This is a genomic window from Manganibacter manganicus, assembly GCF_002075885.1.
Lineage (GTDB): Bacteria > Pseudomonadota > Alphaproteobacteria > Rhizobiales > Rhizobiaceae > Mesorhizobium > Mesorhizobium manganicum.
In genome coordinates this window covers 13,398-40,013 of the sequence record NZ_MDET01000025.1, presented here as the reverse complement: position 1 = coordinate 40,013, position 26,616 = coordinate 13,398, and the positions used below count along the sequence as shown (strand labels likewise).

Below are 26,616 nucleotides of genomic sequence, written 5' to 3'. Positions count from 1 at the left end.
TGGCCTGCTGCCGGTTTCGTGGACACCGAGATAAGGTGTTTAACGGAACTGGAGAGAGGGAATGCAGAGAAGGAAGTTCAGCCGCGAGTTCAAGCTTGAGGCAGTGAGACTGGTGAAGGATCGGGGCGTTGCGGTTGCGCAGGCCGCCCGTGATCTGGATCTCCATGAGAACGTGCTGCGCAAATGGATCAGGGATCTTGCTGCCGATCCGCAGCATGCCTTTCCCGGTCATGGCCAGATGAAGCCGGAGCAGCTCGAGATCGACCGGCTGCGCAAGGAAGTCGCCAAACTGAAGGCGGAGCGCGACATCCTAAAAAAGGCCGCAGCCTACTTCGCGAGGGAAGCGATATGAGGTTCGCTTTCATCGCGAGGCACCGGGGCATCTGGCCGGTGGCATGGCTGTGCAGTGCACTGGATGTATCCCGCTCAGGCTTCCATGCCTGGCTCAACCGTAGCCCCAGCGTCCGCTCGCGGCACGACGAGATACTCGTCTCCCGGATCGACCGCAGCTTCAAGAGCAGTGACCGCACCTATGGCGCCCGTCGTGTCTGGCATGACGTCCTGGCCGAGGGTCTGTCCTGCGGCCTGCATCGCGTCGAGAGGCTCATGCGGGAGAACGGGTTGCGTGCCCGGCCGCGCCGCCGTGGGCTGCCGAAGGACGCCGGCGAGCGGACCGCCGTCTCGGACAACCTCCTCGACCGCGCCTTCGAGGCATCGGCTCCGAACCAGAAGTGGATCGCCGACTTCACCTACATCTGGACCGCCGAAGGTTGGCTCTACGTTGCCGCCGTCGTCGACCTGTTCTCCCGGCGCGTCGTCGGCTGGGCGATGAAGGCGGAGATGACGGCCCAACTCGTCACCGACGCCCTCATCATGGCGATCTGGCGCAGAGGAAAACCCGATAGCCTGCTTCATCATTCGGACCAGGGATCGCAATACACCAGTGAGCAGTTCCAGCGCCTGATGGCTGACCACGGCATCACCTGTTCGATGAGCCGGTCGGGCAACGTCTGGGACAATGCTGCGATGGAGAGCTTCTTCTCGTCGCTCAAGACAGAGCGGACGGCCCGCAAGGTCTACAGGAGGAGGGACGACGCCAGGGCGGATGTGTTCGATTACATCGAACGCTTCTACAACCCTCGGCGACGGCACTCGACACTGGGCTATCTCAGCCCCGTCGAGTTCGAGGAGCAAGCTATGTTAGCTTAACCTGGTGTCCGAAAAACCGGCAGCAGGCCACCATCTGAATGTTTTAAGATACACGGCAATCGGTCATTTGCTTGTGCGACGCTTACTTCGAATTATTTTCTCTCTCGCGCCTTCTTCCAGGCCGCATTAATTTCATTATCCGGAAAGGCGTCTCATACCCCATTATCCTCGGAGGCAGAACGTCACGGCGATCGCCTCGACTTATGTTGAGTTTCAACGATAAGAACTTCGTCGCATATGTCACAAGAACATGGTGGTTCCAATGAAGTCCATAAAGCGGACGGGAATTTGGCTGGGTTTATCGGTCTGCGCGGGTCTTGGCGCCTACCTCGGCGGCCTGCAGGTATTCGGCAATTTCCATGCAGTCGTCCCAGGGCAACTCTATCGGTCAGCACAGCCCAGTGCTGCAGACATCCAGACCTACGCCCAATCATACGGCATCCGGACGATCGTCAATCTGCGTGGCGCTGCAAAAGGAGCCGACTGGTACGAAGCCGAAGTGCAAGAGTCGAAAGCACTGGGAATCGTCCACATTGACTACCCGATGTCGGCAAGCCGGGAGTTAACACAAAAGCGCGCGGCCGAGCTTGTCTCGATCCTTGCGCTGGCGGCAAAGCCGATCCTGATTCATTGCAAAGCCGGAGCCGACCGGAGCGGACTGGCTTCCGCACTCTATGTTGCAGCCGTGGGCAAGCGAGGTGAGACAGCATCTGAAAATCAGATTTCACTCCGCTACGGTCACATCTCGGTTCCGCTGAGTCCCACTTACGCAATGGACAGGACTTTCGAGGCGCTCGAACCTTGGCTCGGCTTTCACGGATCCTGATTTCCATCAATCCGACGCCCTTCCTCTACATGATGGCGCCTCGCTGGAGAACGATTCTTGAGCCACGTTGAGAACCGCGAACGGTACGACCCCATTGCGCAAACCTTTCACTGGCTCACCGTGGCGCTGGTTCTGGCCGCCTATATATTGAGCGAAGGCGGTCCCGAAAGTCGGGTCTTTTCGACCGAAGTGGACGGCGTCAGGCGTATACACGAAACGCTTGGATTGCTGGTCTTCGCGGTTGTGGTGCTGCGTCTAATTTGGCGCATGATCGAGCAGCCGCCTGACCAGAGGCAGGGCCCTGGCTGGATGGTAGCCTCGTCGCGCCTCGTCCATTGGCTTCTCTACGTTCTGCTCGTTGCGCTGCCGCTGACCGCGATCTTCGGCAGCTGGTGGGAAGGCCATCCGGTCACCCCCCAGGGCTTCGACATTGCTCCGTTGGTCAGTGAAAATCACACCCTCGGACAGTTTGTCTTGTTGTCTTGGAAATTCACACCACGCTTGGCAATGTCATTCTATGGCTAGCAGGTCTGCATGCGGCGGCGGCGCTTTTCCATCATTATTACTTACGTGACGGGATATTGAAATCGATGCTGCCTCGATGGCAGCAATCCATCGACAAGTGACTGTAGAGGACGTCGGTTGGACCATGTCGGTTCGAACCGCTGTTTGCAAACGGTGGATCGCGGCAACCTCGTCGATCGGTCGCAAAGTTAGGCAAGGCAGCACCAATTGCGTCTGCGCCCCGTCGTTCTCCGTAACCGGATACGTTCAAATTTGTTTCGGCACAGCCGTAACTTTACGATTGGTACGGCTGAAGCGCCTTTCTTACCAATCCGTAAGGCGGCGGACAGAGCTTCGTGAGTTGCCCTTGATAGCGGTTGTGTGCGGCACAGCTCCCGCGTGCCGGACACAACCGCCGCCATACGCGGCCTTTCCAAGGATCGACCGATGAAACAGAACTCACTCGCCACCCTCTTCGCCCTCGGCGTGCTTGCCGCGCTCGCCTCGCCGGCACTCGCCGCGACCACGCCTTGCGAGACAGCTCTGAAGGAGCTGCGCGCCGCGGAAGCTAAAGCCGGCCTGAACGATGCCGATAAGGCCAAGATCGCCGACCTGGAAACAAAGGGCGTCGAACGCTGTAATGCCGACGACGACAAGCGCGCCGACGAATTCTTCGGCCAGGCCATGAAGGTGATCGGCAAATGACCCACGCACATTTTTCCCAAACCCCGGTGGCCGGCGGGCGGCCGGCACTCGAAGCAGCCAATCGCGTTCCCGACGTGACGGTAGCATTCTGGCTGATCAAGCTCCTGGCCGTCACCATGGGCGAAACGGCCGCCGACTACCTCGCGGTCAATCTCGGCTTAGGCCTCACCACGACCTCGCTCATTATGACGGCGGTTCTCGTGGCCGCCATGATGCTGCAGTTCGCCCAGAAGCGCTACGTGCCATGGGCCTACTGGCTAGCCGTCGTTCTCATCAGCATCGTTGGCACGCTGATTACCGACAATCTCGTCGATAATTTCGGAGTGACGCTGGAAACCACGACCATCGCCTTTTCGGCGGTGCTGGCTGCCACATTCGCGATCTGGTTCGCCAGCGAGCGCACGCTCTCGATTCATTCCATCTTCACGACCCGTCGCGAAGTCTTTTATTGGCTGGCGATCCTGTTCACTTTTTCGCTCGGCACGTCGGTCGGCGACCTCCTGGCCGAACGCTTCGGTCTGGGCTACCTGACCACGGGCATCTTGTTTGGCGCCGTCATCGTGGCAATCGCTTTCGCGTATTATCGGCTCGGCCTGAACGGCATCGCTGCCTTCTGGCTCGCCTACATCCTGACGCGGCCGCTCGGCGCCTCGTTCGGCGACCTGCTTTCGCAACCCCGCGAATATGGCGGCCTTGGCTTCGGCACCACCTACACCAGCCTGCTCTTCCTCGGCTGTATCGTGGTCACCGTTGGCTATATGAGCCTGACTTTCAACCGCGAAGACAGTGGAGCTATCGCCCTCGATGCGGAGTAGCGTAGAAGGCGGTTCTCGCGAAACTCTCGGCGCAGTGGTAGGCTCGCCGCACGTCAAACCGTTCGGACAGAGAACGCCAGCCATGCGGCTACTTATCGTCGAGGATGACCAGCGAACCGCCGACTACATCGTCCGTGGTCTGACGGAGGCCGGGCACATCTGCGACTGCCTCTCCGACGGCCACGACGGGCTGTTCGCGGCGACGCGCGATAATTACGACGTCATCGTCGCCGACCGGATGATCAAGGGATTGGACGGCTTGTCGATGGTCAAGGCGGCGCGCGCCGCGGGCGTTGCCACGCCCGTCCTGTTCCTGACTGCGGTCGCCGGCATCGACGACCGCGTCGAAGGGCTCGAGGCGGGGGGCGATGACTATCTGGTCAAGCCCTTTGCCTTTTCCGAACTGCTTGCCCGCATCAACGCGCTCGGCCGCAGGCCGCCCGCGCAGGAGCAGAGAAGCATCCTGCGCGTGGCGGATCTCGAAATGGACCTGATACGGCGCCGGGTAATACGACAAGGCCAGGCAATCGACCTCCAGCCGCGCGAGTTCAAACTGCTGGAAATGTTGATGCAGAGTGAAGGCCGCGTCATCACCCGGACGATGCTGCTCGAGCGCGTCTGGGATTTCAACTTCGATCCCAAAACCAGCGTTGTCGAAACCCATATCAGCCGCCTGCGAGCAAAGATCGACAAGCCCTTCGAAACGCCCCTGCTCCATACCGTACGCAACATCGGATACAGCCTGCATGCGCCGGCTTGAGCTTTGGCGGAGCACGGCCTTCAGAATGGCGGTGAGTTTCGCCGTCTTGTTCGTGCTGACGTTCGTGATTTCCGGCTTTGTCATGTACCAGGTGATGCGCGCCGATCTTTCGCACAGCCTGGACGAAACCGCCAAGGAGACCTTCTCCGTCGTCGCCGCCACCTATGACGGCAGCGATCTCGAGGATTTGATCGCCACGGTCAAAAGCCACACAAAACTGACGTCTCCGCATGAGCGGCTGTTTTCGCTATCGGGACCGGACGGAAGCCATCTTGCCGGCAATTTTACCGGTATGGACGTTCCGGAAGGCTACTCGGTGATCGGCGATATCCCAGGTGTACCGGCGGATGGAACCTACCGCGCCTATTCCGGAGCCGTCGGAGCCAACCGGCTGACCGTGGCGCTCAGCTATTCCCAGACCGAAAGGCTGGAAGAGATCGTCTTGACCGGCTTCATCTGGGCGACGCTCATCGTCGCCGCTCTTGCGGTCGCGGGCGGCGCCGCGATCGCATCGCGCATCCAGCGGCGGCTCGACGCGATCGCCGCCACAATGGGCGACGTTTCGCAAGGCAGGCTCGGCGCCCGGATCCCGCTCTTGGGCAATGGTGACGACATTGACGGCGTTTCAACCCAGGTGAACGAAGCTCTCGACCGGCTTTCCGCGCTGGTGGAGGGCATGCGGCAGGTATCGAGCGACATCGCCCATGATCTAAAGACACCGTTGAACCGGCTGCAGATAATCCTGGAGGCGGCCGAATACGGATCTTCGAATGGCCAGGACATAACCGGGCAACTTGTCGAGGCGCGTGCGGAAAGCCGGCAAATCAACGACACGTTCGAAGCGCTTCTGCGCATTGCCCAGATCGAAGCGGGTGCGCGCAAAGCTCGCTTCGCCGAGGTCGATCTCGACGCGATCGTCAATTCGATCGCCGAGATTTATACCGACGTGGCGGAAGACAGCGGCATGTCGCTCTTGGCGAGAAGGACGCTCCAGGGACCAGGGGGGCTGGTCCACGGCGACGCCGAACTGCTCACCCAGATGTTCGCGAATCTCGTGGAGAACGCGCTGAGGCATTGCCCTGCCGGCACCAAGATCGAATTGTCGGTGCGACGCGACGGCGACCGCGTCACGGCGAGCGTCGCCGACGACGGACCCGGCATTCCACCGGCGGAACATGAAAACGTCTTCCGCCGGCTTTACCGGATCGAAAAGAGCCGGTCGACGCCCGGCAGCGGCCTCGGCCTCAGTCTTGTTCGCGCTATCGCGGACCTGCACGGCGCGACGATCAGGCTGGATGACCGTCGGCCGGGGCTGGGCGTCGAGGTGATTTTTTCAGCTTCGCGCGGCGGGCAATCCTAGCGAGGCTCGTTTCGAGTTTACCAATTCGTATGATTGCGGCCACGGACACGTAAAGTGGCCGTCCTATTATTGCGGCGTTCCGACAAAGCAAGGATCGCAGCCATGAACAAGTCTACTCGATTTCCCGCCGGAAAGGCCGTCCTCTTCGCGGTCATCGGCCTCGTTCCGATTTTCGGCATGGGCCTCGCCTCGCCGGCTTTCTCCGCCGAGAAGCCCGTTCCCGCCGAGAAGAACCCGCCCGGAGACATACCCGACACGCAGGTCTTCATCGACTACAAGGCACCTCAGGGCTTCACGATCAAGGTTCCCGAGGGCTGGGCTCGTTCGGACCGCGCCGACGGGGCAAGTTTCGTCGACAAGCTGGACGGTGTCGTCGTGACGGTGGCGAACGCAACAGCGGCGCCCAGCGTCGAAAGCGTCAGGAACGGCGAGGTGCCGAAGCTCAAGGTGGCCGGGCGGGCAGTGACGGTGGCATCCGTCAAGGCTGTCAAGTTGCCCGCCGGTCCGGCGATCCGCATCGTCTACACGTCGAACTCAGAACCGAACGCAGTGACCAGCAAGCAGGTTCGGCTGGAAAACGAGCGCTATCTTTATTTCAAGGACGGAAAACTGGCCACGCTCGAACTCTACGCACCGAAGGGCGCGGACAATGTCGATCAGTGGCAACTGATGTCCAAGTCATTCCGGTGGAAGTGAGATGACGGCACTTGTTGCGCACGAACTCTACCGGTTTTTCCATACGGGAGACGACGAAACGTTCGCGCTACGCGGCGTTAGCCTCGCCCTTTGCGCGGGCGAATTCGTCGCCCTGGTCGGTCCCTCGGGCAGCGGCAAGTCCACCTTGCTGTCATGCCTGACAGGATTGGACGAACCGGACGGCGGCCACGTCGAAGTGGGTGGCATGCGCCTGACACGACGCTCAGAAGCCGAGCGGGCGCGGATGCGCGCCAGCCACTTCGGCATTCTCCTGCAGACAGGCAACCTTTTCCCGCATCTCAGCGTGCGGCAAAACATCCGTTTCCAGATGATGCTCGCCGGCAAGTCGGACGAAGCCCGCGTCGACGCGCTGGTCGAAACGGTCGGTCTAAGGGCGCGCGCGCATGCCTTCGCAACCCAGCTTTCCGGTGGTGAAACGGCGCGCGCCGGCCTCGCCGTTGCGCTTGCCGCGGACCCGCCGATCCTCATCGCCGACGAACCGACCGCAGAGGTCGACGCCGATACGGAATCACGCCTGATCGATCATTTCGAGACCAGACGCCGCGCTGGCCTCACCACGCTCTTGGCTACCCACAGCGGAGCATTGGCCCGAAAGGCCGACAGGATCGTGCGACTGCACGACGGGAGAGTAGAGGATGACTGAGATCCTGGCCGTCTGCAGGCATGTCGGGCGTGCGTTTTCAGGCGGCGGGGAAAGCCGCGTGTCGGTGCTGAACGACATAAGCTGCGAAATCCGGGAGGGCGCCCGCATCGCGCTCACCGGCCCCTCCGGTTCCGGCAAGACGACGCTGCTGCACATCCTTGGCGGACTCGACCGCCCGACAAACGGCACCGTCGAATGGCCCGGCCTGGGACCCGCCGAGCGGCTACGACCGCGCATGATCGGCGCCGTGTTCCAGTCGCCCAGTCTGTTTCCGGCCTTGACGGTTGCCGAGAACGTCGACCTGCCGGCGGTCCTCGCCGACGAGGATTTGCCGCCTGACTACAGCCGCGACCTTCTGTCCCGCTTCGAACTTGGCGAGCTTGCAGACAAGATGCCTGAAGAACTGTCCGGCGGCCAGGCGCAACGTGTGGCGATGGTGCGGGCTTTGGCGCTCCGGCCGAAGCTCGTCTTGGCCGATGAGCCCACCGGGCAGCTCGATGGCGTCACGGCGCAATTCTTCATGGATGCGGTGCTGGACTACCTCGCGAATACTTCGGCAGCCCTGATCGTCGCCACGCATGATCAAGCCGTCGCTGCCCGCATGGCGACGCGTTGGACGATGGATCACGGCCAATTTCGTTGCGGCCAACCAGTATTGGAGCCTGCGTGATGGTCGTTCTCTGGATTCGGGGCGTCCTTGCCCACCGCTTCGCCCGGACCGCCGGCTCGGCGGCAGGCATCGCGCTCACAGTGGCGCTTTTGGCGATGCTGACGCTGTTCCTCGTCGGCGCAGGTGCGTCCATGACCACCCGTGCGGTATCGGCTATTCCCATCGACTGGCAAGTGCAGCTTGTGTCGGGGGCGAATGAGGCCGCCATACGCAAAACATTGAATGAGACGAAGCTCGTCCAGACGCTGCATCAGGCAAACTTCGCGGATGTGGCCGGTTTCGAGGCCCGCACCGGCGGCACGGTCCAGACCACCGGCCCCGGACAGGTGATCGCCTTCGATGGCAATTATCTGCGTGATTTCCCCATGGAAGTCCGGTTCCTTTCGGGTAGCCGAAATGGCGTCCTCATCGCGCAGCAGACCGCGGCCAATCTGCATGTCGGCCCAGGCGATCCAGTGACGATCAACCGTATCGGCCTGCCACCGCTGACGGTGACGGTCGCGGGCGTGGTCGATCTTCCCGACGCGGATGCGTTGTTCCAGGCGGTTGGCCTGCCGCCCCAGGCGGCACCGCAGGCGCCTCCGGATAATGTGCTCGTGCTGCCGCGGACCGAATGGATGCAGGCCTTCGATCCGCAGGGGACGGCGCGTCCCGACACCATTCGCCGGCAACTGCACGTCAGGCTTACCCATGACATGCTTCCCACGGACCCGGTATCGGCCTTCACCTTCGTCAGTGGCGCCGCGAGGAACCTGGAAGCTAAGGTCGCCGGCCAGGCGCTGGTCGCGGACAATCTGGGCTCACGCCTTGGTGCGGTGCGCGAAGATTCGCGTTACGCTTCGGTTCTCTTTTTGTTCCTCGGTCTACCGGGCGTCGCGCTGGCGCTCGTGCTCACTTACGCCGTGACATCCTCGGGAGCGCCGCGCCGTCGTCTTGAGCAGGCGCTCCTGCGCGTACGCGGCGCCGCCTTGTCCACCATCCTTGGCTTGTCCGCCGCCGAAGCGACGGTCGCCGCGATCACCGGCACGCTTCTCGGCCTGGCGGCAGCGTTGTCGCTGGAGCCCTGGGTATCGGGGCAAGGCATGGTTCCAGGAGCGACAGCCGCGATCCTGGGCTTGGTGGGCATCGTCGGGCTCGTCGCAGGCTTTGTCGCCTATCTGTACCCTTCCTGGCGCGAGGCGCGCCTGAACACCGTCAGCGCTGCCCGCCGCACTGTCGTCGCGGCCAGGCAGCCGCTCTGGCAGCGCCTGTGGTTCGACGTGTTGCTGCTTGCGGCGGCAGGCATGTTCTTTTGGCAATCGGCAAGCACCGGCTACCAGATCGTTCTTGCGCCTGAAGGCGTCGCGGCAACGGCCGTGGACTACAAAGCCTTCATCGCGCCGGCCCTGTTCTGGCTCGGGCTCGCGCTGTTGGCGCTGCGTCTGTCGAATAGCGTGATCGCAAGCAACGGGCGGCTTCTGCGGGGCCTCGTCAGGCCGGTCAGCGGCCGCCTCGCGCCGATCGTCGCGGCGGCGATGTCGCGGCAGTCCCGCCGGCTCACCGCAGGCATAGCCATGACTGCGCTCGCGGTCTCGTTCGCCGTGTCGACCGCGATCTTCAACGCCACCTACAACGCCCAGTCGCGCGTCGACGCGGAACTCACCAACGGCGCCGACGTCACCGTCTTCGGTACGTCGGACAAGCCTGCCGGCGCCCATCTGGCCGCACTCGCCGCGTTGCCCGGGACGGCGGCGGCCGAGCCCATGCAGCACCGCTTTGCCTATGTCGGAGCCGATCTGCAGGACCTCTACGGCATCGACCCCGGACGCATCGAGCAAGCGACCAGCCTTTCGGACGCCTATTTCAGCGGCGGGAGCGCGGCGGCCATGCTTGCAGAGCTGGCCGCGACGCCAGACGGCGTGCTGGTGTCGGAAGAGACGGTCCGGGATTTCCAGCTCCAGCAGGGCGATACCATCAACCTGCGGCTGATGAATGCCAAGGACCATCAGTATCATCCGGTGCCGTTCAAGTTCATCGGCGTCGCGCGCGAGTTTCCGACCGCGCCGAAGGATTCGTTCCTGGTTGCGAATGCAAGCTATATCGGCGCAACGACCGGCTCGCCGGCCTCGGAATATGTTCTCATGCGGGCCAAGAGCGATCCCTCGGCGCTGGCCGCACAAGCCTCATCCGTCGCTGGCTTAGACCCGTCGCTAAAGGTGAAGGACATTGGCCAGGCTACCCATCTGATTGGCTCAAGCCTCACCGCAGTAGATCTTGCCGGCCTGACGACAATCGAGCTGGCTTTCGCCGTGATGATGGCAGCCGCTGCAGGCGGATTGATGCTGGCGCTCGGACTGATCGAGCGGCGCCGGAACTTCGCCATCCTGGGCGCCGTTGGCGCAAGTCGTCGGCAACTTTCTGCTTTCCTGTGGAGCGAAGGGTTACTCGTCATTGCCGGGGGCGCGGTTTTCGGGCTGATTTCGGGGACGGCGACCGCCTGGATGCTGATCAAACTGCTAACCGGAGTGTTCGACCCTCCGCCGGAGGCGCTGTCCGTCCCCTGGGCTTATCTCGGCACGGTTCTCACCCTCATGGTCGCCGCCGTCGTCGCCGCGGTTCTGATCGCGCGGCCGCCAGCCGGGCACGACGCAGAATATCTGCGCGACATCTGAGCCGAAGCGGCGAGGCCATACCTTACGCATTTGTATGGTGCGCGCGAGACCACCGTAAGCAGCGGGCGTTACAGTATGTCAATCTCCCCAACCGGGGAGTTTCCCGGAGGACGCGGTCCGCCGGCGTTGGTCGATGACCGAGCCTTCCGGGCGAATCTTCAACCGAACAGGAGTATCAGACATGAAGAAGTTCGTTGTAGTGGCCATAATCCTCGCCGCCTCGTCCACCGGCGCCTTCGCAAAGCAGATTACGGGCATGGTGTCAGCGATCGACAAGAGCCATGATTCGGTCACACTCTCGGATGGGAAGACCTTCACACTCCCGGAGGGCATCGAGGCCGAATCCCTCAAGGTCGGCGAAAAGGTCAAGGTCGTCTATTCCAGCAAGGCCGGAAAACTGCACGCCACGAGCGTCGGGGCCGCGCATTAAAGCTGAGAGGCAATCGGTTTCGTGCTCATCGAGCGGTGCCACGGAGTAACCGAAGTCACGTCTCCGATCCGGGAAAGCGTTAAGATTCCCGACCGGCGCGGCCAGTTTAAAACGTGCAGCCTGACGACTTTCGCACCGCGAAAGTGACGCTAGTGATGCATACTGGTCGTTGCCGGTGTCGGCCGCACACTCATGCACAGCCCGAAGGCTTCGTTCTGACGCTTGCTGTTTCGACATTTTCTGCGGGACGCCCTCACTCGAGACGAAGCGCCTCATGCCGTTGGCGTTGGCCGTGAACTTCAGCTTACAGCGGCCTTTGTCAGCGTACTGACAGGTGTTTTAAGCAAGCTTCCGCCAAACGGCTGTCGCAGAGCTCCGTCGCAAAGCACTGAACCGGCAAGTTTCGAAAAACCGCGGCCAGTTTGGAAACGCCAAAACCGGATGTTCGAATGAATCCCACCTATGCAAGCTCCCAAAAAGCCATTCACTGGATCGTGTTTCTGCTCGTTTTGGGAGTCTATGGACTGACCTACGCCGAAGACCTGTTCCCGCGCGGCGACCCCAACCGCGATCTCGTCTGGTGGGTCCATATTTCATTCGGTTTGCTGCTGTTCGGGCTGGTCATCCTGCGCCTGGGCATGCGCCTGCTGTACGGCGCGCCGGAACTTCCCTCGGAAATGGCGCCGCTTGAGCAATCGCTGGCCAAGGTTACGCATCTTCTGCTTTACGTACTGCTTTTGGCCATCCCGGTTCTCGGCATCCTCCTGACCTGGTCCAAGGGCCAAGCGTTGAGCTTCTTCGGCCTGTTCACCATCCCGGCTCCCTTCGCCCCGGACCGCGCCACGGCCGGGTTAATCAAGGAACTGCACAGTCTCTGCGCAAATTTGATTCTGATTCTGGCCGGACTGCATGCGGCCGCTGCCCTCTGGCATCATTTCGTCTGCAAGGATGATATCCTCAAGCGGATGCTGCCGGAACAACCTGCTCGCGATTGAGGTTCCGACAAGTTTTGCCGCCGAATTCAACTGATCAACTCGACCGGCTTGTTCTTATTCATGATAGCCTCCAGCGACAGATGGAATTCGATAGCGAGCTTGATCGAAACTCAAGTCCGCGACACGGCTCATAGATGAAAACGGCACTTAAGCGCATGGCGATGGTGGTTCTGGCCGGACTCGTCCTAGCCCTGCCGCTCGTCGCCCGGGCTGAAAAGGACGATGACGGCGATCATGACAAGGCGCGGGATCTTTACGAGCGCGGTGAAATAAAGGGGCTGTCCAAAATACTGAGTGTGGTACACGCCGAGGTTCCGGGCGACATCGTGGCCGTCGATTTCATCCGACTGGGCGGCAGATGGATCTACAGGTTCCAGATCGTTGCCGCCGACGGCCACCGCAGCATCGTTGACGCGGACGCCGGCACCGGGGTACTCCTGCGCAGCAGGGACGGCGACTGATGAAAATCCTCCTGGCCGAGGATGAGCCGCGCATTGCAAGCGACATCGCGGCCCTCCTCAAGTCTTCGGGAATGGCTCTCGACGTGGTTCGCGATGGCGAAGCCGCCTGGTTCGCCGGCGACGTCGAGAATTATGACGCCGCCATCCTGGATCTCGGATTGCCCAAGCTCGACGGCCTGACGGTGCTGAAGCGCTGGCGGGCCAATGCGCGCCGCTTTCCCGTGCTGATCCTGACGGCCAGAGGCATGTGGACCGAGCGCGTCGAAGGCATCAATGCCGGCGCCGACGACTATCTGCCCAAACCGTTCGAAATGGAAGAACTGCTGGCCCGCCTCCGGGCGATCCTGCGGCGCTCGACCGGACAAGCCGCACCGCTTCTGAAATCCGGGCCGTTGCTCCTCGACACCCGCCAGATGCGTATTTCGCTCCGCGGCGCTCCCGTCTCGCTATCGCCGCTCGAATACCGGCTGCTGGCATTCCTGATGCATCATGCGGGGCGCGTAGTGGCTCCGACCGAACTGGCGGAGCATCTGTACGATAGCGGCAACGATCGCGATCCGAACACGATTGAGGTTCTCGTGGCCCGGCTTCGCCGGAAGCTCGGCAGCGACATCATCGAGACGCGACGCGGGTTCGGATACGTCGTGCCCGACGATACCCGCTGATGGGAAACTCGATCCGGTTCCGGCTCTGGTCGGCGGCAACGGTCTCGATCCTTATCGCCCTTGCCATCGCGGGCCTAGGATTGCGCTATTTGTTCGAACTCAATGTCGAACGGCGCGTCGTCAGTGAACTGACGGTCGACCTCAACGATCTGATCGGCGCGACCACCTACGGTCTCGACGGCCGCCTTTCAGTCCAGGCAGCCCTGACCGACCCACGCTTTTCCATTCCGCTATCCGGCCATTACTGGCAGATTGAGGACGTCGGTTCCGGCCGTCTCGTCCGGTCGCGTTCGTTGTGGGATGCGACACTTGCCCTGCCGAACCACGGAGCCAGTGGTGAACTCAGGGAAATCAAGGAATTCAAAGGCCCCGATGGGGAACTCGCCATTGCCGTCGAACGCATGGTCATCGATGCCAATGGCCGGACGTTTCGCGCCATCGTCGCGGAAAGCCATCGCAGCGTGGAAGTGGCGGTACGCGAATATGTCCGCGATCTTGCGCCGGCCCTCATCCTGCTGGCCATCATCCTGATGGCGGCTTTTTTCATCCAGATCACCATCGGCCTTGCGCCGCTGGAAAGCCTTCGGGTCGCGGTGCGAAACGTGATCGCGCAGCGAGCGGCGCGGCTCGACGTGGCGGCGCCCCGCGAGGTGCAGCCACTTGCCGACGAGATCAACCGCCTGCTCGATGCCCAGGAAAAGGCGCTTGCGCGGGCTCGGTCACGCGCTACCGACCTGGCGCATGGCCTCAAGACGCCGCTGCAGGTCTTGTCTGCCGACATTCGCGCCCTGCGCAAGAAAGGCGAAACGGGCCTCGCCGACGAAATCGAGAAGAGCATCGCGGCAATCCGGCGCCACGTCGAACGCGAACTGGCACGCGCGCGTCTCGCGCCCGGCGTGTCGGGCAAGGTCTCCTGCCGCATCCGGGAAACGGCGGCGGGGGTCGTCGCCGTCGTCAAGCGCACGCCAAGCGGCAAGCAGCTTTCGTTCAAGCTGGAAATCGTCGACGATCTGACGGCATCGATCGATGAGGGTGATCTGTCCGAACTCCTCGGCAATCTGGTCGAGAACGCGGCCCGCTATGCAAAGTCCGAGGTGCGGGTCGATGCGTCCGCAATGGCGGGCGAAGTGGTCATCGGCGTCAGGGACGACGGTCCAGGGATTCTGGAGGCGGATCGGGAATCCGCCCTGTCGCGCGGCGTCAAGCTCGACAGCCAGGGCGACAGCAGCGGCCTTGGCCTTGCCATCGTGTCGGATATCGTCGGAGCCTATGGCGGCCATCTTGCGATGAGCAATGCCGGCCCGGGCCTGATCGTGACCATCCACTTGCCGCGGCACGATTGATTCAGGCGAAGCCGGGAAAATAATCGACCTTTATCTTCGAACGGCGAACGCCCATGCCACGCAGTTTCTGCCGGAGCACCTTGACCATGGCCTGCGGGCCGGAAATGTAGAAGGTCCGCTCGAGGTAGTCGGGGATGGCCAGGCGTATCAGGCGCTCGTCGATATAGCCGGTATATTGCCCGCGCTCGGCACCCCGCGCTACGGCGTGGATCGTCCGGATGCCCAGTTCGCGTCCGGCGGCGCCGAGCACGTCGCGATAGGCGATGTCCTCTTGGCCTTCTGTTCCGTAAAGGAGGACGATCGGCCGCCTTTCCTTCCGGTCGAGGAGATAGTGCAGCATCGAGCGGAATGGCGTAATGCCGATGCCTCCGGCCAGGAAGGCGATCTTGGTTTGGCGCTTGGCGGGCAGCGTGAAGTTGCCGGCCAGTTGCGCGGCGTGGATATGACCGCCCGGTTTCAGCGTCAGCAGTTCGCGCTTGAAAGCGCTCGATTGCGGATAGAACTTGACGCCCAGACGGACTGTTTCTTCCGTTGGTGCCGAGGCGATCGTGAAATAGCGGCGGTTGCCGCGGCTGTCGGGACGGTCGAGGCCAAGCGTCCACTCGAGATACTGGCCTGCCTGGAAGGCGATCTTTCGCGGCGACCGGAAGATGAAGTCATAGCTGTCGATGGCCGAGCGCTCGATGCGTTCCAATGTTAACACGGAGCGCCCCTTCGGGCCGACCGCGTAAGCAAAGAGATTGCCCGCCAGCAGCGCCAGCTCCGGCGTGAAATAGAACGAGCCCACATGGATGTTCGGGGCGAACAGAAAACCGACGATGGCGGCGAAGGCGATGCGCGGCCAGCGCGTTGTCGGCGCCGTCAGCGGCTCGGTCAGCATGACGAAGGCAAAGAACAGCAGCGGCGAGTAACCCAGGGTTTCTTTGAGCGCGGCGCCATATTGCGACGGCTCGGTGGTCGCCAGGATAGTCGCCAGTGCAACCATCAGGAATGTCGCGACGAGATCCAGCCGGCGCAGCTTTCGGACAATCAGGACGCCGCCGGCCAACACGAAGGGAAGCAGCCACAGATTGCTGCTGATCCACCAGGTGGCCGGCTGGTCGAGCAGGAAAGCGGACAGCGCCACGCCCAGAGCGGCCGGATTGAACAGGTGCTTCCTGCCGACGGCGAAAATGAATTTGGAGGAGATTGCCCAGACCGAGGCGAACGCCACGGCCCCGATCCCCTTGAGGTCGGCGACGCCCACCGGATCGAGGATGAGGGCCAGGATGAGGGCGGTGATATAGACGGATTCGCTGTTTGCCGGAATCTCGAAGACCAGCACGAAAACCCGGTTGGTGATCCAGCATGCCGCAAGCGACAGCATGGCCGTGAAAGCAAGTGTAGCAGGCTGATGCGGCACGAGCCCTATGAAACCGAGCACGAAGGCGGTGCCCCATAGCGCGATCAGATAATAGAGCACCAGCCGGTACATGGTCTGATGGTCGAGAAACCGGTCGATGGCCTTGATCATGATCGGCAAAACGCTCCGAAGCCGCTTGTCGGCGTGGCGCGGCCGTTGCTGTCAACGACATAACCCTCCAGGCCGGGCGTCTGCTCGATGAAGAAAATACCGTTCCGACCCATGGCGAACGCGGCGGTCGCGAAGCGGTCGGCTTCGAGCACATCGGATCCGACGACCGTCACGCTGACGATGTCGGTAATGGTATCGCCAGCTTCGTGGGGATTGTAGATGTGCTGCCCACGTATATAGGTGCCGGAGGTGGCGACGCCACGACCGCGCGGATACAGGATCTTGATGATCTCATCCGTATTGAACGGGTTGCGGATACCGACGCTCCAGTCGAGGCCCGAAGCATTCCTGCCGCATGACTGGATGTCGCCGCCGGCTTCGATGAAAAAACCGTTGACGCCGGTCCGGCGAACCGTCGCCGCCGCGTTGCGGATGGCCCATCCCTTGACGATCCCCGACGGATCGAGCGAACCGTCCGGCTTGCGGATGTCGAAATAGCCGTCGGTCTCGTTCCTCGTCTGTTCGGCGAGCGCCAGCACCTCCATCATCTCGTCGCTCCAGTTTTTGACTGGAACGTCCCCGCGGTTGATGGCCGAAATCTCGCTGTCGGCCCTGTAGGTGCTGAAGCGCCGGTCGATGCGCTCGAAATAGGCGAAGACCGTATCGATCAGCGCGCCGCTCGACGTGTCGCCGATATCGACGGTGACAGGCATGCCCATCAGAATGCGGGTCTCGCGCATCGAATTACGAAGATGCTTTCTTCAGCGCCCCGCCAAGTGACTGGATGAAAGCCCTGCTGGTCAGCGTCGCGCCCGAAATGATGTCGACATTGGCGCTTTGCGCGCTGATCGCTTCGTCGCGCAGCATGGGCAGTGCTTGCCGGTTGATGCGGACCGACGTGCGGCGGTCGTTCGGGTATTTCAGCACTTTCAGCGCGGTCAGGCGGCCTCCCTGAATGGAAGCCTGCATCTGGATGAGCCCATAGTAAGCGTCGGTGACCGGCCCGGTGAAGGTTCCGTCGGTGAAACCGTGTGTGGCTGGCTTCATTCCAGCACGGATGACACGGGCCGTCGATTGCGGATGGTTGGGCCGCGGCCGCGGTATGGGAATATAAACCGCCGGCGTTACGGCGAAAGACAGCGATTCCCGCGCGGAAAATTGAGCGGTAGGCGTGAAATTCGCGACGGCCTTCGGCCGAGGCGGAGGCGCCGTAGACTGCGAGACTTCCGGCGGCCTGGCCGCAAGCAACGGCTTGGTCGGCGATGCCGCGATGACAGCCGTTGTCCCCTTATTGGCAGCGGGCGGCGTAGGGGGTTCGAGTTGCGCCCTCTGTCGACGAACCTCCGGCACGGGCCGAGCCGGGGAGGAAACGGGGCCGGCTTCAGCCGCAACTGCGGGAAGGATCGGCCGTGAGGAATTTGTCGCCATGGCGTCGGCCGGCGGCGCCGGACCAAGCATATCGTCCGCGGACGCCTTGCCGGCCTGCTCCCAGACATAGACGCCGGAGGCGGCAATGACGAAAAGCGATAGAGCGATCTGCTTCATGGGGCTACATTCCACATTGTTCCGACACGCGAACCGGTTCGCGTGGTTCTGAGACAATGTCTCACGACAGACCTGACAATTGGCTGTCAGATCCGACTTGTGCACGGTCAAACGCACGGTCGCTTGCAGCGGTGAGGTGTTGACGTCAAAAAGCGCTGGTGCTGATCGCCACCTGTGCCGCAGGCATCCCGACCAGATAAACCATCAGAGGGACAGCGAGGATCGATCTGCCGCTTCCGAACAGTCCGAGTGAAAATCCTACCAGGGAACCCGAAGGAGCACCCAACAGGTACTGGAGAAGATCGAGAATAGCTATGCAAGCCTCAGTCGCTTGAACTCCGGGGAAGGGTTTCGTCGATGAGGCGGGCTGCCCACATGCCTGTAATCATCGCCGGGATAAAGGCGACCGTTCCCGCTGCGCCGAGACCAAGTCCGGCGAGTGCTGGACCGGGGCAGAAGCCGCCCAACCCCCAGCCAATTCCAAAGATTGCAGGACCGGCGAGGACATGAACGTCTATGTCGTTCTTGGCCGGCAGATAGAAGCGATCACCGATGATAGGTTTTTGGCGCGCCAGCACCGAGCGATAACCGACGAAGCCCACCAGCACCGCACCACCCATGACAAAGGCGAGCGACGGGTCCCAAGTACCAAAGAAATCGAGGAAGTTGAGCACCTTGGCTGGATCCGACATGCCGGAGACAACGAGGCCGACGCCGAAGAGGAGACCAAGCGCGAGATTGATGAGGAAGGACATATGGATCAGCCTCCGATTACGTGACGGACAAGAAAAACCGTAACGAAGGCGGTCGCCATGAACATGACCGTCGCCACCAAGGAGCGTGGAGAAAGCCGCGACAGGCCGCACACGCCATGGCCCGAGGTGCAGCCACTGCCCCAGACTGAGCCGAAGCCGACGAGTAAGCCGGCGGCAATCATTAGCGGAAAGTTCGAGGAGACGGCCTGCACCACCTGATTACCTGTGAGCGTCATTGCAGCGAACGGCGCCACTATCATGCCGATGACAAAGCCGAGTCGTGAAAGGAACGCGCCATCGCGATATGGCGGGAGAAGTCGGCTTGCGATACCGGAGATACCGGCAATGCGCCCCTCCCACAGCATCAAGAGCACGGCCGACACGCCTATCATCATACCTCCGGCCAAGGAGGCTAAGGGAGTGAATTCAGTCATGATTCGGTTCCTAACGATGTGTTTGCGTGACCTCGCAGAACATCCGGTGCATCAGCGAGATGAATTCGGTGATCCGGCCATCTGCGAGCCGGTAAAACATGTTCTTCGATTCCTTGCGGCCGGTGATGAAGCCCGCCTCGCGCAATTCAGCGATCTGCTGCGAGAGGCCCGGCTGGCGGATACCTAGCGTATCCTCCAGGTCGCGTACCGAACGCTCACCATCGACGAGCGCGCAGACGATCATCAGCCGCGACGGATGAGCGAGCTTTTTCAAGAAGTCCGCCGCATCTCCGGCACTCGCGACCATTTCAGCCGTATCGGGAGCGAGATCGAGCTTCATTGGCCGTCCCATGCGGCCCCTTGCAGCGCATCAAGCGGAAATTTCAGGTAGCGTCTGCCATTCGCCTCGGGCTCAGGCAGGCGCCCGCCACTCATGTTCACCTGCAGCGCGTGGAGGATCAGCCTCGGCATGGACAAGGTCTTGTCGCGTGCCTCGCGCAGTTCCATGAATTCGGCCTCGCTGTTGCACCGCGACATATGGATATTCTTCGCTTTCTGTTCGGCGACGGTCGATTCCCATAGAGGCTCACGACCACCAGGCTGATAGTCATGTCCGGCGAATAGGCGGGTTTTGTCCGGCAGTGACAGGATTTCCATAATCGACCTGTAGAGTTCCGAGGCGCTGCCACCGGGGAAATCGGCCCGGAAATCGGGCCAGTTGTAGATGTCCTTCCAGAGTTTTTGGACCTCAACGACCTTTTCGCCGATCGCCGTCGGCGCGCCGGCCTTATTCTTGAGATAATGGGCGGCCGAGAGATGGTCGGCATGCGGATGGGTATCGAGGATCCATTCGATCCTGAGCCCCTGCTCTTCGACATAATCAAGGATGGCGTCAGCGTTTTTGGTTGCAGTCATGCCCGACTTCTCGTCGAAATCGAGGACCGGATCGATGATCGCGCATTTCTTCGTTTCCGGATCGGAGACGACATACCGGATCGAAAAAGTGTGCGCGTCGTAGAAGCCTTTCACAAGAGGCTTGGGTGTCGTCATGGAAATCGCTCCAAGATCAAGAATTTCGTGTTCGTCGGGCTTAGCGGCCGTGGCCGTCCAGCCATTTGACAGCGCCGGAGAGGTCGAGACCGAGAGATTGGCCGAGCGGCGCCACTTCGTCCTTGCTCATGCGTTCGTCCAGGACCTCGCCGATAACATAGAGGGTGGCGGCGCGCGTTCCGGTCTTGCAGTGGGCCAGCACTGGACCAGCTGCTTCGGAAAGCGCCTTCTGGAACGCGCGGACCTGGTTCTCGTCGACCTGTCCCGGCACGACGGGGATGTGGCTGTAGCCGAGCCCTTCGTTTTCAGCGACTATACGGTTTTCGGCTGCGGTCGGCTGGCCAGGCTCCTCGTGGTCAGGACGGTTATTGATGATTGCAGCAAAGCCTTTCGACCTTGCCTGGCGAATGTCGTCGGCCGTCAATTGCGGCGCAACGTAGAGCTTGTCGGAAATCTGTTTCACGCGTCACCTCCTTGCTGAAGCCAAATGTCAGCGGTAACGATTACGTAATATCGATTGCATTAATATGCAATAATAGTTTTGAAATCCTTTTTCGCCCAAGCGCGCGCCTTGGTATGGGCGGTCATCGCTGCCGGACCGGAATTGCTTCCGCACCCACTCTATTTCGTGCTGCCGGTGGCGCGTGCCTGATCGACAGCCCCCGGATGTCAATCGCACGCAATGACTGCCTATAGAGGTTCTTTCCAATGATGAAAGCAGGGGTTCCACTAGCGCCCCTCATGATTTGAGAGTGGTCGCATTTTCGGCGCAATTCCTGACGTCTTCAGCCAGCGAATATGCTATAGTGTGGTACGAGACGGTTGGATTCCCGGTTCATGACACTACTGACGCCAAATATAATTATAGAACTGGATATGATAGATACCGCGCGAGTAAGAATCTTGTCGACGTACAGAACGGTTTATCCGAACGATTCGACTCAATAATCAATTTGAATAGGATTGTGGAACGACATGCGTACATTTCCACTTAAAAGATTGTTCAATATTTTCAATATATACATTTTATACGTATATAAATCAAAGCATTTTAACGAGATGCTTTTATCTAATCTAAAAACAATTTCTCATTCAAGGACCGCTCGTTAAGTTTGCCGTTGCCAAATCAGCGACGGAACCGCCGGCGCATCCACAGCCGTCGTTCGACACGCGTGAAACATGCAAATCGCGCTTGTCGCAAAGGGCCGCAGTGGTGCCGGGGCGATCGAGCAGGAACTGACAGCGATGCGTCATTGGAACGCGGCACCTGCAAATTGCCGATCATCCACGATGGACGAACTGACCGGTTGGGCGCTGGGGATGACTTCACCAAAACAGCCGACGCCACCACATGCGTAATAGAACGAAGTAAGCAATCATGTTGCCGCGAGCGGGTTCCGCGTGGATTCGCGGGGCATGATGGTCAGCGCCTCTTGACATATACAATTGACGAATGAGAGTGCGTAAATCATACATAATATGGATTATTCGCTCTTGGACCCAAGCTCGCCAGACCTTTTTTGCGATTGCCGCCAACCATGGTGGCCGTCGATTGGGCGTTCATGGCACGCGGCAACTTGGCGAAGCTCCCTAAGCGGCGCCGCTGAATGCGATTGAGTGGGAAACCAGCGTTTGGTCTTCCGGGATCATATCGGACAAGCTTCGCAACCGAGGAAGCTTCAAGGAAGGCGCTGCATCTGACACAGGCTACAGCCTTCGACCCATAAAGACTGCGATAGGGGAACTGTTATGCGCGTAAGTATTCTTGGAGCCGGAGCAATTGCTTATGGCCTTGCCGCCTATCTGGCAGAAGCGGGGCATGATCCAATGATCTGGTCGCCGTCAGGGCAGCGGACCGAAGCATTGGCTGCCGGCGAATTGCTGGAGGCCACTGGGTGCATCGAGGCGACGGTTCCGGTCCGTGCCGCCGGGGATTGCAAAGACGCCATCGCCAACGCGGACGTGGTGGTCATAGCGCTGCCGGCCTATGGCCACAGGATGGCGATGGATGCCGCCGTCCCGCATCTGGTTGACGAGATGCCGGTCATTATCAGTTCGCACAGTTCCCTCGGCGCGCTGTATCTCTCGAAGCGGCTGGCGGAGCGCAAGGTCAGGTTGCCGATTATCGTCTGGGGCACAACGCTGTTGACAGGCCGACAACAGGGACCAACCGAAATCCACGTCGCCTCCGTTCGCCAGAAGCTGGACGTTGCGACGCTGCCGTACGGTTCCCAGAACGACGGCCACGAACTTTGCACAACCTTGTTCGGCGATCGTTTCGTCAAGCGCGACGGCCTGCTTGCGATCGCACTCAGCAACCTCAACCCGCAAAACCACCTGGGAATTGCCCTTCTTAACCTCACACGCATGGAAAAGGCCGAGCAATGGAGCCAAGGGGGAAACGTTACTCCCGCCGTTGGCCGCTTTATCGAGGCTCTGGATGCTGAACGATTGGCCATCGCCGCTCATTTTGGCATCGCTGTGCGTACCGTCCAAGAGCATTTTTCCTTGTCGTTCCATGTCCCAATGGGCACCGTATCGGAAATGAACCAAGAGATGGACCGCCAGGGTCGTGGCGGCTTTGGGCCGACGACCATCGCAAGCCGCTACATTCTCGAGGACGTTCCATTCGGGCTGCTACCGACGGTCTTGTTGGGGAAGCTTACGGGAAACCCGGCGATACTCCATGAATCTGGCGTTTCGATAATGTCGGCAGCCTATGGTCGCGATCTCAGGGCAGATAACGACATCCTTCCCGCCCTCGGGATCGAGGGGTTGGCGGATACGGACCTTGTGAACCTGTCCCGCAAGGGGTTCTGACAGCGCCCGCAAAGGAATACGGCATAGGCTGAAACATCGGCGACCTATCAGCCGGAGAACCTTCTCATCGGGCACCAGGCCGGTCCACGCAGTCGCGTCGTCACGCGCTGTCGCGCGCGCTGCTCGGCCGCTTCAGACAGCATTTTCGCGGTGGGACGACACGAATTCCGCCACAGCATATGGAATATTCGTTTCCGCTTGACAGATACAAAAAATGGATGAGATGATCGAACTCATACGGATTTAGCATGTAGGGAGAGCATGGAAACCCGAGATCTTCAGACCTTTCTTGCGGTTGCCGCCAGCGGCAGCATCACCAAGGCGGCTGATATGCTCGGGCGGTCCCAGCCTGCGGTGACACGCACCATCCAAGATCTCGAGGCCGAGCTTGGCTTCGAATTGCTGCACAGGGTCGGTCGGCGGGTGCAGTTGTCCGAAGAGGGCGCTGCTTTCGAGGAAGAAGCGCGGCGCCTGCTGATGTCCTTCACCGAGCTTGCGGGGCGGGCCCGGATGATCGCCGCCGGCAAGGGTCGAATCCTGCAGATTGTCACAACCTCCGCGATCGGCACCGGTCTGATCCCGACAGCCATGGCCGAGTTAAAAAATTCAGAACTTCCGTATGAGACGCATGTCGGGCTTTTTCTGGCCTCCACCGTGGCCCAGGAAGTACGCAGCGGACGTGCCGAGATCGGATTTTCGAGCTTGCCGCTCGATACCCCTGGGCTGGATGTCTTGCGGCTTTATTCGGCGCCGGTGGTTGTTGCGCTGCCTGAGGGTGATGCGCTGGCCGGGTTCGATGTCGTGCCACTGTCGGCTTTCGCCGGTCGTCGGCTCGCTACCATACTCAATCCGCTGCGGTTTCAATCGCACATCGCCCGGACCCTGGCGGCCCACGGCATCGAAACCGGTCCGGCAGTCCGCACCAACACTGCCTACGGCGCCCTGCTGATCGCGACTAAAATAGGTGTCGCTGCGATCATCGACCCTGTTACGGCCTACGGCCTGAGCCCTCCCGGCGTCGTCATTCGCCCAATCGACTTGGCAGTTCCATTCTACTGGGGCGTTCTGGTTGCGCAGAAGCGACCGCTGCGCGCAGTCGCGCAGGCGTTGATGGAAGCTGTCGAAGCCGTGGCCGAACGGTCGATCGCCGGCTTTGCGAAACTCGATCCGGGCATGGCCGGCCAACTGATGACCGGTCCGGGATCAAGCCTACATTACGGAACCGGAATATGAAGCATACCCCCAACCCGCAGACGTTGACGGGACTCGCCGCGCTGGAAGCGCAGCTTGCGCAGGATCTCAACTTTCTCGAACTACCCGCCAAGCCCTGGGTTCCCGAACGCCGGCATGAGGATATTCCAGTCCGCGATGTCGTGGTCATCGGTGCCGGCATGTGCGGCCTTGCCGCCACGGCAAAGCTGGTGCTGACCGGGATAACCAATATCGTCGCCTACGACGCCGCTCCCGCCGGGCTCGAAGGGCCATGGGTCACCTTTGCCCGCATGCAGACGCTTCGATCGCCGAAGACCCTTACCGGCCCGGCGCTCGGCCTTGCGCAACTGACGTTCCGCGCATGGTTCACCGCGCAGTGGGGCGTCGAGGCCTGGCAGGCGCTGGACAAGATCCCCAAGAACCAGTGGATGGATTACCTGGTCTGGTATCGCAAGGTTCTCGCGCTGCCGGTGCGCAACAACGTGCGCATGACCGGGGTGGCGCCGGTCGGCGACCTGATCGCGGTCGACATCGAAGGCGCGGAGGCGGGTCGTGTCCTTACCCGGCATCTGGTTCTCGCCACAGGCCGCTCCGGCCTGGGCGGCTTCGCCGTGCCTGATTTTCTCCAGGGCGTCGATCGCGCCTACTGGGCCCATTCCGCCGACGACATCGATTTCGACGCACTCAAAGGCAAACGCGTGGCGGTTATCGGCGCGGGCGCCTCCTCCATGGACAACGCGGCAACGGCGCTGGAAGCGGACGCCGGCTCCGTCGACATGCTGATCCGGCGCAAGGAAATGCCGCGCATCAACAAGTTGACCGGCATCGGCAGCCAGGGCGTTATCCTGGGTATGCATAACCTGCCCGATGCGTGGAAATGGAAATTCTTCGACTATACCGCCTCGACCCAGACGCCCCCGCCGCGCTCGTCGACGCTACGCGTCTCCCGTCATGCCAATGCCCGCTTCCTTCTCGACTGCGGCATCGTCGCGGTGAAGGAAGACGCGGGCGGGCTGCTGGTCGAAACCACGCAAGGCCCGATGCGCTACGACTTCCTGATCGCGGCCACCGGCTTTTCGAACGACTTCAGCGACCGTCCGGAATTCGCGGCGATCGCGCCCTATATCCGTACCTGGGCGGACGGCCGACACACGCCGGACATGGGACCGCCGCGTCAGGGCATGTCCGAGGCGCCAGACCTCGGCCCTCACTTCGAGTTCAGGGAACGGGTTCCCGGCTCCTGCCCGATTCTGGCGCATATCCATTGCTTCAATGACGCAGCCATGCTGACGCACGGCAAGGTCTCAGGCGATATCCCCGCCGTCAGCGCCGGCGCCGACCGCCTGGTCCGCGGCATTGCCACATCGCTGTTCGCCGAGGATGTGGAAACCCACTTCGCCAATCTGATCGCCTACGACACCCCCGAACTTCTGGGTGACGAATGGGTGGATTCAACGCCCTCGCTGCACAGGGAGGCCGCGTTGTGATCGACGCAATGGACAAGGCGGCCGGACTTTCACCGGACGACGCTCTTTTCAAGGCGCGGCGGTTTCGGCCCGAATTCGTAAATGGCGCCGAAGAGTGCCGTCTCTCCGTTCTGCGGCCGGCGAACGATCAGGGGTTGAGCGCGGATTTGCGACTTGCGCTGGCCTACCGGATGGCCGTCCTGAACGCCGATGTGGCGCTAACGGAGGAATATGGCAGTCAGTTGGCCCGGCTTGGCCCGACGGGGCAGCTTTCGGCCCTGGCCCAGGGGAAGACAGATCTGGACGAGCCGCTAGCGACCATCGCCCGGCATGTCGACCTGATTACACTGACACCGGACAAGGCGGAGGCGAGGCACATCGCCCTGCTCGCCGAGGCAGGCTTGAACAATCCCCGGATCGTCGCGCTTTCCGAACTGATCGCGTTCGTGAATTTTCAGACGCGGATCGCCACCGGCCTGCGCCTGTTGAGGTCGGCGTGATGCCCTCGGTGCGCCTGAAGCCACTGAACTGGCATCCGTACATTGCACCGGTCGAGTTGTCCGAGGCCACGCCCGAGCAACTCGATGCGATGAAGGTGACGCCGTCCGCCAAGAAGGTTTCGGACTATGTGCGTACCCTTGCGCACGATCCCGAAAGCTATCTCGCGCGCACGATCCTGTTCAATGCGATCATGTATGTCGAAGACGGGCTTGCACGTCCCGATCGCGAACTGGGCGCGCTGGGCGCCTCGATGGTCAATGGCTGCAAGTTCTGCGCCGTGGTTCATGCCCGCCGGCATGCGGAACTCACCAAGAACAATGACGTGGTCACCGCTCTCTATCTCGACAGGCCTGAAACGCTCGGGCCGCGCGACGCGGCCATCCACAGCTTTGCGCGCCGCCTGTCGGTGACGCCGTCCGAGGCGACGGCGGACGATATCGCAGCGCTTCGATCCGTCGGCATGAATGACATCGAGATCATCGACCTTATCCACGCCATATCGATCTTCGGTTGGGCAAACCGGCTGATGCATGTTCTCGGCCATGCCGAGCCAGGAAAATAAAGGG

Annotated in this window: 30 protein-coding genes; 22 read left to right on the top strand and 8 right to left on the bottom strand. The window is 61.3% G+C overall.

Going from position 1 to position 26,616, the window contains the following annotated elements:
* Positions 1–61 precede the first annotated feature (61 nt).
* The 17 genes from BFN67_RS16130 to BFN67_RS16055 all read left to right on the top strand — a co-directional run bounded on the left by BFN67_RS16130 (position 62) and on the right by BFN67_RS16055 (position 14,754).
* Positions 62–1,209, top strand: a protein-coding gene (locus BFN67_RS16130) for an IS3 family transposase (protein ID WP_139789152.1) whose coding sequence is annotated in 2 segments (ribosomal slippage) — positions 62–311 and positions 311–1,209 — 1,149 coding nt in all. Because the reading frame shifts where the segments join, the coding sequence is not laid out codon by codon here.
* Positions 1,210–1,471: 262 nt separating this feature from the next.
* The gene (locus tag BFN67_RS16125) at positions 1,472–2,035 is read left to right on the top strand and encodes a dual specificity protein phosphatase family protein (protein ID WP_245295285.1); all 564 of its coding nucleotides are present in this window, start codon (positions 1,472–1,474) and stop codon (positions 2,033–2,035) included.
* Positions 2,036–2,092: 57 nt separating this feature from the next.
* Positions 2,093–2,560 (top strand): cytochrome b, encoded by a 468-nt coding sequence (locus BFN67_RS16120; RefSeq protein WP_245295284.1) that lies wholly within the window; start codon positions 2,093–2,095, stop codon positions 2,558–2,560.
* Positions 2,518–2,661, top strand: coding sequence for a cytochrome b/b6 domain-containing protein (locus BFN67_RS25140; protein ID WP_342587451.1), 144 nt, complete (start codon positions 2,518–2,520; stop codon positions 2,659–2,661). Before BFN67_RS16120 ends, BFN67_RS25140 begins: the two co-directional genes overlap by 43 nt.
* Positions 2,662–2,986: 325 nt before the next feature.
* Positions 2,987–3,244 carry a hypothetical protein gene (locus tag BFN67_RS16115; RefSeq protein ID WP_080920593.1) on the top strand — a complete coding sequence of 86 codons (258 nt, stop codon included), beginning with the start codon at positions 2,987–2,989 and terminating at the stop codon, positions 3,242–3,244.
* Entirely contained in the window at positions 3,241–4,059 is an 819-nt protein-coding gene (locus BFN67_RS16110) for a COG4705 family protein (protein WP_080920590.1), read from the top strand. The genes BFN67_RS16115 and BFN67_RS16110 overlap by 4 nt, the downstream gene beginning before the upstream one ends.
* A gap of 82 nt (positions 4,060–4,141) precedes the next feature.
* The gene (locus BFN67_RS16105) at positions 4,142–4,819 is read left to right on the top strand and encodes a winged helix-turn-helix domain-containing protein (protein ID WP_080920589.1); all 678 of its coding nucleotides are present in this window, start codon (positions 4,142–4,144) and stop codon (positions 4,817–4,819) included.
* Positions 4,806–6,179 carry a HAMP domain-containing sensor histidine kinase gene (locus BFN67_RS16100; RefSeq protein ID WP_080920588.1) on the top strand — a complete coding sequence of 458 codons (1,374 nt, stop codon included), beginning with the start codon at positions 4,806–4,808 and terminating at the stop codon, positions 6,177–6,179. Before BFN67_RS16105 ends, BFN67_RS16100 begins: the two co-directional genes overlap by 14 nt.
* A 102-nt stretch (positions 6,180–6,281) precedes the next feature.
* Positions 6,282–6,875: a hypothetical protein gene (locus BFN67_RS16095; protein ID WP_080920587.1), complete on the top strand. Its 594-nt coding sequence runs from the start codon at positions 6,282–6,284 to the stop codon at positions 6,873–6,875.
* Between the two features lies 1 nt (position 6,876).
* The gene (locus BFN67_RS16090) at positions 6,877–7,539 is read left to right on the top strand and encodes an ABC transporter ATP-binding protein (RefSeq protein ID WP_080920586.1); all 663 of its coding nucleotides are present in this window, start codon (positions 6,877–6,879) and stop codon (positions 7,537–7,539) included.
* The gene (locus BFN67_RS16085; protein ID WP_080920585.1) at positions 7,532–8,209 is read left to right on the top strand and encodes an ABC transporter ATP-binding protein; all 678 of its coding nucleotides are present in this window, start codon (positions 7,532–7,534) and stop codon (positions 8,207–8,209) included. Before BFN67_RS16090 ends, BFN67_RS16085 begins: the two co-directional genes overlap by 8 nt.
* A complete protein-coding gene (locus BFN67_RS16080) occupies positions 8,209–10,860 on the top strand; it encodes an FtsX-like permease family protein (protein ID WP_080920584.1) in 2,652 nt (883 codons plus the stop codon). Before BFN67_RS16085 ends, BFN67_RS16080 begins: the two co-directional genes overlap by 1 nt.
* A gap of 181 nt (positions 10,861–11,041) precedes the next feature.
* Positions 11,042–11,290 carry a DUF1344 domain-containing protein gene (locus tag BFN67_RS16075; RefSeq protein ID WP_080920583.1) on the top strand — a complete coding sequence of 83 codons (249 nt, stop codon included), beginning with the start codon at positions 11,042–11,044 and terminating at the stop codon, positions 11,288–11,290.
* A gap of 449 nt (positions 11,291–11,739) precedes the next feature.
* Positions 11,740–12,285, top strand: coding sequence for a cytochrome b (locus BFN67_RS16070; protein WP_080920582.1), 546 nt, complete (start codon positions 11,740–11,742; stop codon positions 12,283–12,285).
* 134 nt (positions 12,286–12,419) lie between these two features.
* Positions 12,420–12,746: a PepSY domain-containing protein gene (locus BFN67_RS16065; RefSeq protein WP_080920581.1), complete on the top strand. Its 327-nt coding sequence runs from the start codon at positions 12,420–12,422 to the stop codon at positions 12,744–12,746.
* On the top strand, positions 12,746–13,411 hold the full coding sequence (locus BFN67_RS16060; RefSeq protein WP_080920580.1) for a response regulator transcription factor: 666 nt from the start codon (positions 12,746–12,748) through the stop codon (positions 13,409–13,411). Before BFN67_RS16065 ends, BFN67_RS16060 begins: the two co-directional genes overlap by 1 nt.
* Positions 13,411–14,754 (top strand): sensor histidine kinase, encoded by a 1,344-nt coding sequence (locus BFN67_RS16055; RefSeq protein ID WP_080920579.1) that lies wholly within the window; start codon positions 13,411–13,413, stop codon positions 14,752–14,754. Before BFN67_RS16060 ends, BFN67_RS16055 begins: the two co-directional genes overlap by 1 nt.
* A 1-nt stretch (position 14,755) precedes the next feature.
* On the opposite strand, the gene BFN67_RS16050 is transcribed toward BFN67_RS16055, so the two are convergent.
* From BFN67_RS16050 to BFN67_RS24655, 8 genes are all read right to left on the bottom strand, one after another.
* Positions 14,756–16,267 carry an RnfABCDGE type electron transport complex subunit D gene (locus BFN67_RS16050; protein WP_080920578.1) on the bottom strand — a complete coding sequence of 504 codons (1,512 nt, stop codon included), beginning with the start codon at positions 16,265–16,267 and terminating at the stop codon, positions 14,756–14,758.
* Complete coding sequence (locus tag BFN67_RS16045) at positions 16,264–17,007, bottom strand: FAD:protein FMN transferase (RefSeq protein WP_080920577.1); 744 nt, start codon at positions 17,005–17,007, stop codon at positions 16,264–16,266. Before BFN67_RS16045 ends, BFN67_RS16050 begins: the two co-directional genes overlap by 4 nt.
* A gap of 4 nt (positions 17,008–17,011) precedes the next feature.
* Positions 17,012–17,812, bottom strand: a complete 801-nt coding sequence (locus tag BFN67_RS16040) for an FMN-binding protein (protein WP_080920576.1) — start codon at positions 17,810–17,812, stop codon at positions 17,012–17,014.
* 323 nt (positions 17,813–18,135) lie between these two features.
* Complete coding sequence (locus tag BFN67_RS16035) at positions 18,136–18,567, bottom strand: DUF6691 family protein (protein ID WP_080920575.1); 432 nt, start codon at positions 18,565–18,567, stop codon at positions 18,136–18,138.
* 5 nt (positions 18,568–18,572) lie between these two features.
* The gene (locus tag BFN67_RS16030; RefSeq protein WP_080920574.1) at positions 18,573–19,001 is read right to left on the bottom strand and encodes a YeeE/YedE family protein; all 429 of its coding nucleotides are present in this window, start codon (positions 18,999–19,001) and stop codon (positions 18,573–18,575) included.
* Between the two features lie 10 nt (positions 19,002–19,011).
* Positions 19,012–19,341, bottom strand: coding sequence for an ArsR/SmtB family transcription factor (locus BFN67_RS16025; protein WP_080920573.1), 330 nt, complete (start codon positions 19,339–19,341; stop codon positions 19,012–19,014).
* The gene (locus BFN67_RS24660; RefSeq protein ID WP_080920572.1) at positions 19,338–20,051 is read right to left on the bottom strand and encodes an MBL fold metallo-hydrolase; all 714 of its coding nucleotides are present in this window, start codon (positions 20,049–20,051) and stop codon (positions 19,338–19,340) included. The genes BFN67_RS16025 and BFN67_RS24660 overlap by 4 nt, the downstream gene beginning before the upstream one ends.
* A 40-nt stretch (positions 20,052–20,091) precedes the next feature.
* The gene (locus tag BFN67_RS24655) at positions 20,092–20,514 is read right to left on the bottom strand and encodes a protein tyrosine phosphatase family protein (protein ID WP_080920571.1); all 423 of its coding nucleotides are present in this window, start codon (positions 20,512–20,514) and stop codon (positions 20,092–20,094) included.
* Positions 20,515–21,800: 1,286 nt separating this feature from the next.
* On the opposite strand from BFN67_RS24655, the gene BFN67_RS16010 reads away from it, so the two are divergent.
* The 5 genes from BFN67_RS16010 (at position 21,801) to BFN67_RS15990 (ending at position 26,612) form a co-directional block, all read left to right on the top strand.
* Positions 21,801–22,871 carry an NAD/NADP octopine/nopaline dehydrogenase family protein gene (locus BFN67_RS16010; RefSeq protein WP_080920570.1) on the top strand — a complete coding sequence of 357 codons (1,071 nt, stop codon included), beginning with the start codon at positions 21,801–21,803 and terminating at the stop codon, positions 22,869–22,871.
* Between the two features lie 261 nt (positions 22,872–23,132).
* Positions 23,133–24,104, top strand: a complete 972-nt coding sequence (locus tag BFN67_RS16005; protein ID WP_080920569.1) for a LysR family transcriptional regulator — start codon at positions 23,133–23,135, stop codon at positions 24,102–24,104.
* Positions 24,101–25,570 carry an NAD(P)-binding domain-containing protein gene (locus BFN67_RS16000; protein WP_080920568.1) on the top strand — a complete coding sequence of 490 codons (1,470 nt, stop codon included), beginning with the start codon at positions 24,101–24,103 and terminating at the stop codon, positions 25,568–25,570. The genes BFN67_RS16005 and BFN67_RS16000 overlap by 4 nt, the downstream gene beginning before the upstream one ends.
* Positions 25,567–26,049, top strand: a complete 483-nt coding sequence (locus tag BFN67_RS15995; RefSeq protein ID WP_080920567.1) for a CMD domain-containing protein — start codon at positions 25,567–25,569, stop codon at positions 26,047–26,049. Before BFN67_RS16000 ends, BFN67_RS15995 begins: the two co-directional genes overlap by 4 nt.
* Positions 26,049–26,612 carry a peroxidase-related enzyme gene (locus tag BFN67_RS15990; RefSeq protein ID WP_204842185.1) on the top strand — a complete coding sequence of 188 codons (564 nt, stop codon included), beginning with the start codon at positions 26,049–26,051 and terminating at the stop codon, positions 26,610–26,612. The genes BFN67_RS15995 and BFN67_RS15990 overlap by 1 nt, the downstream gene beginning before the upstream one ends.
* Positions 26,613–26,616: the final 4 nt, after the last annotated feature.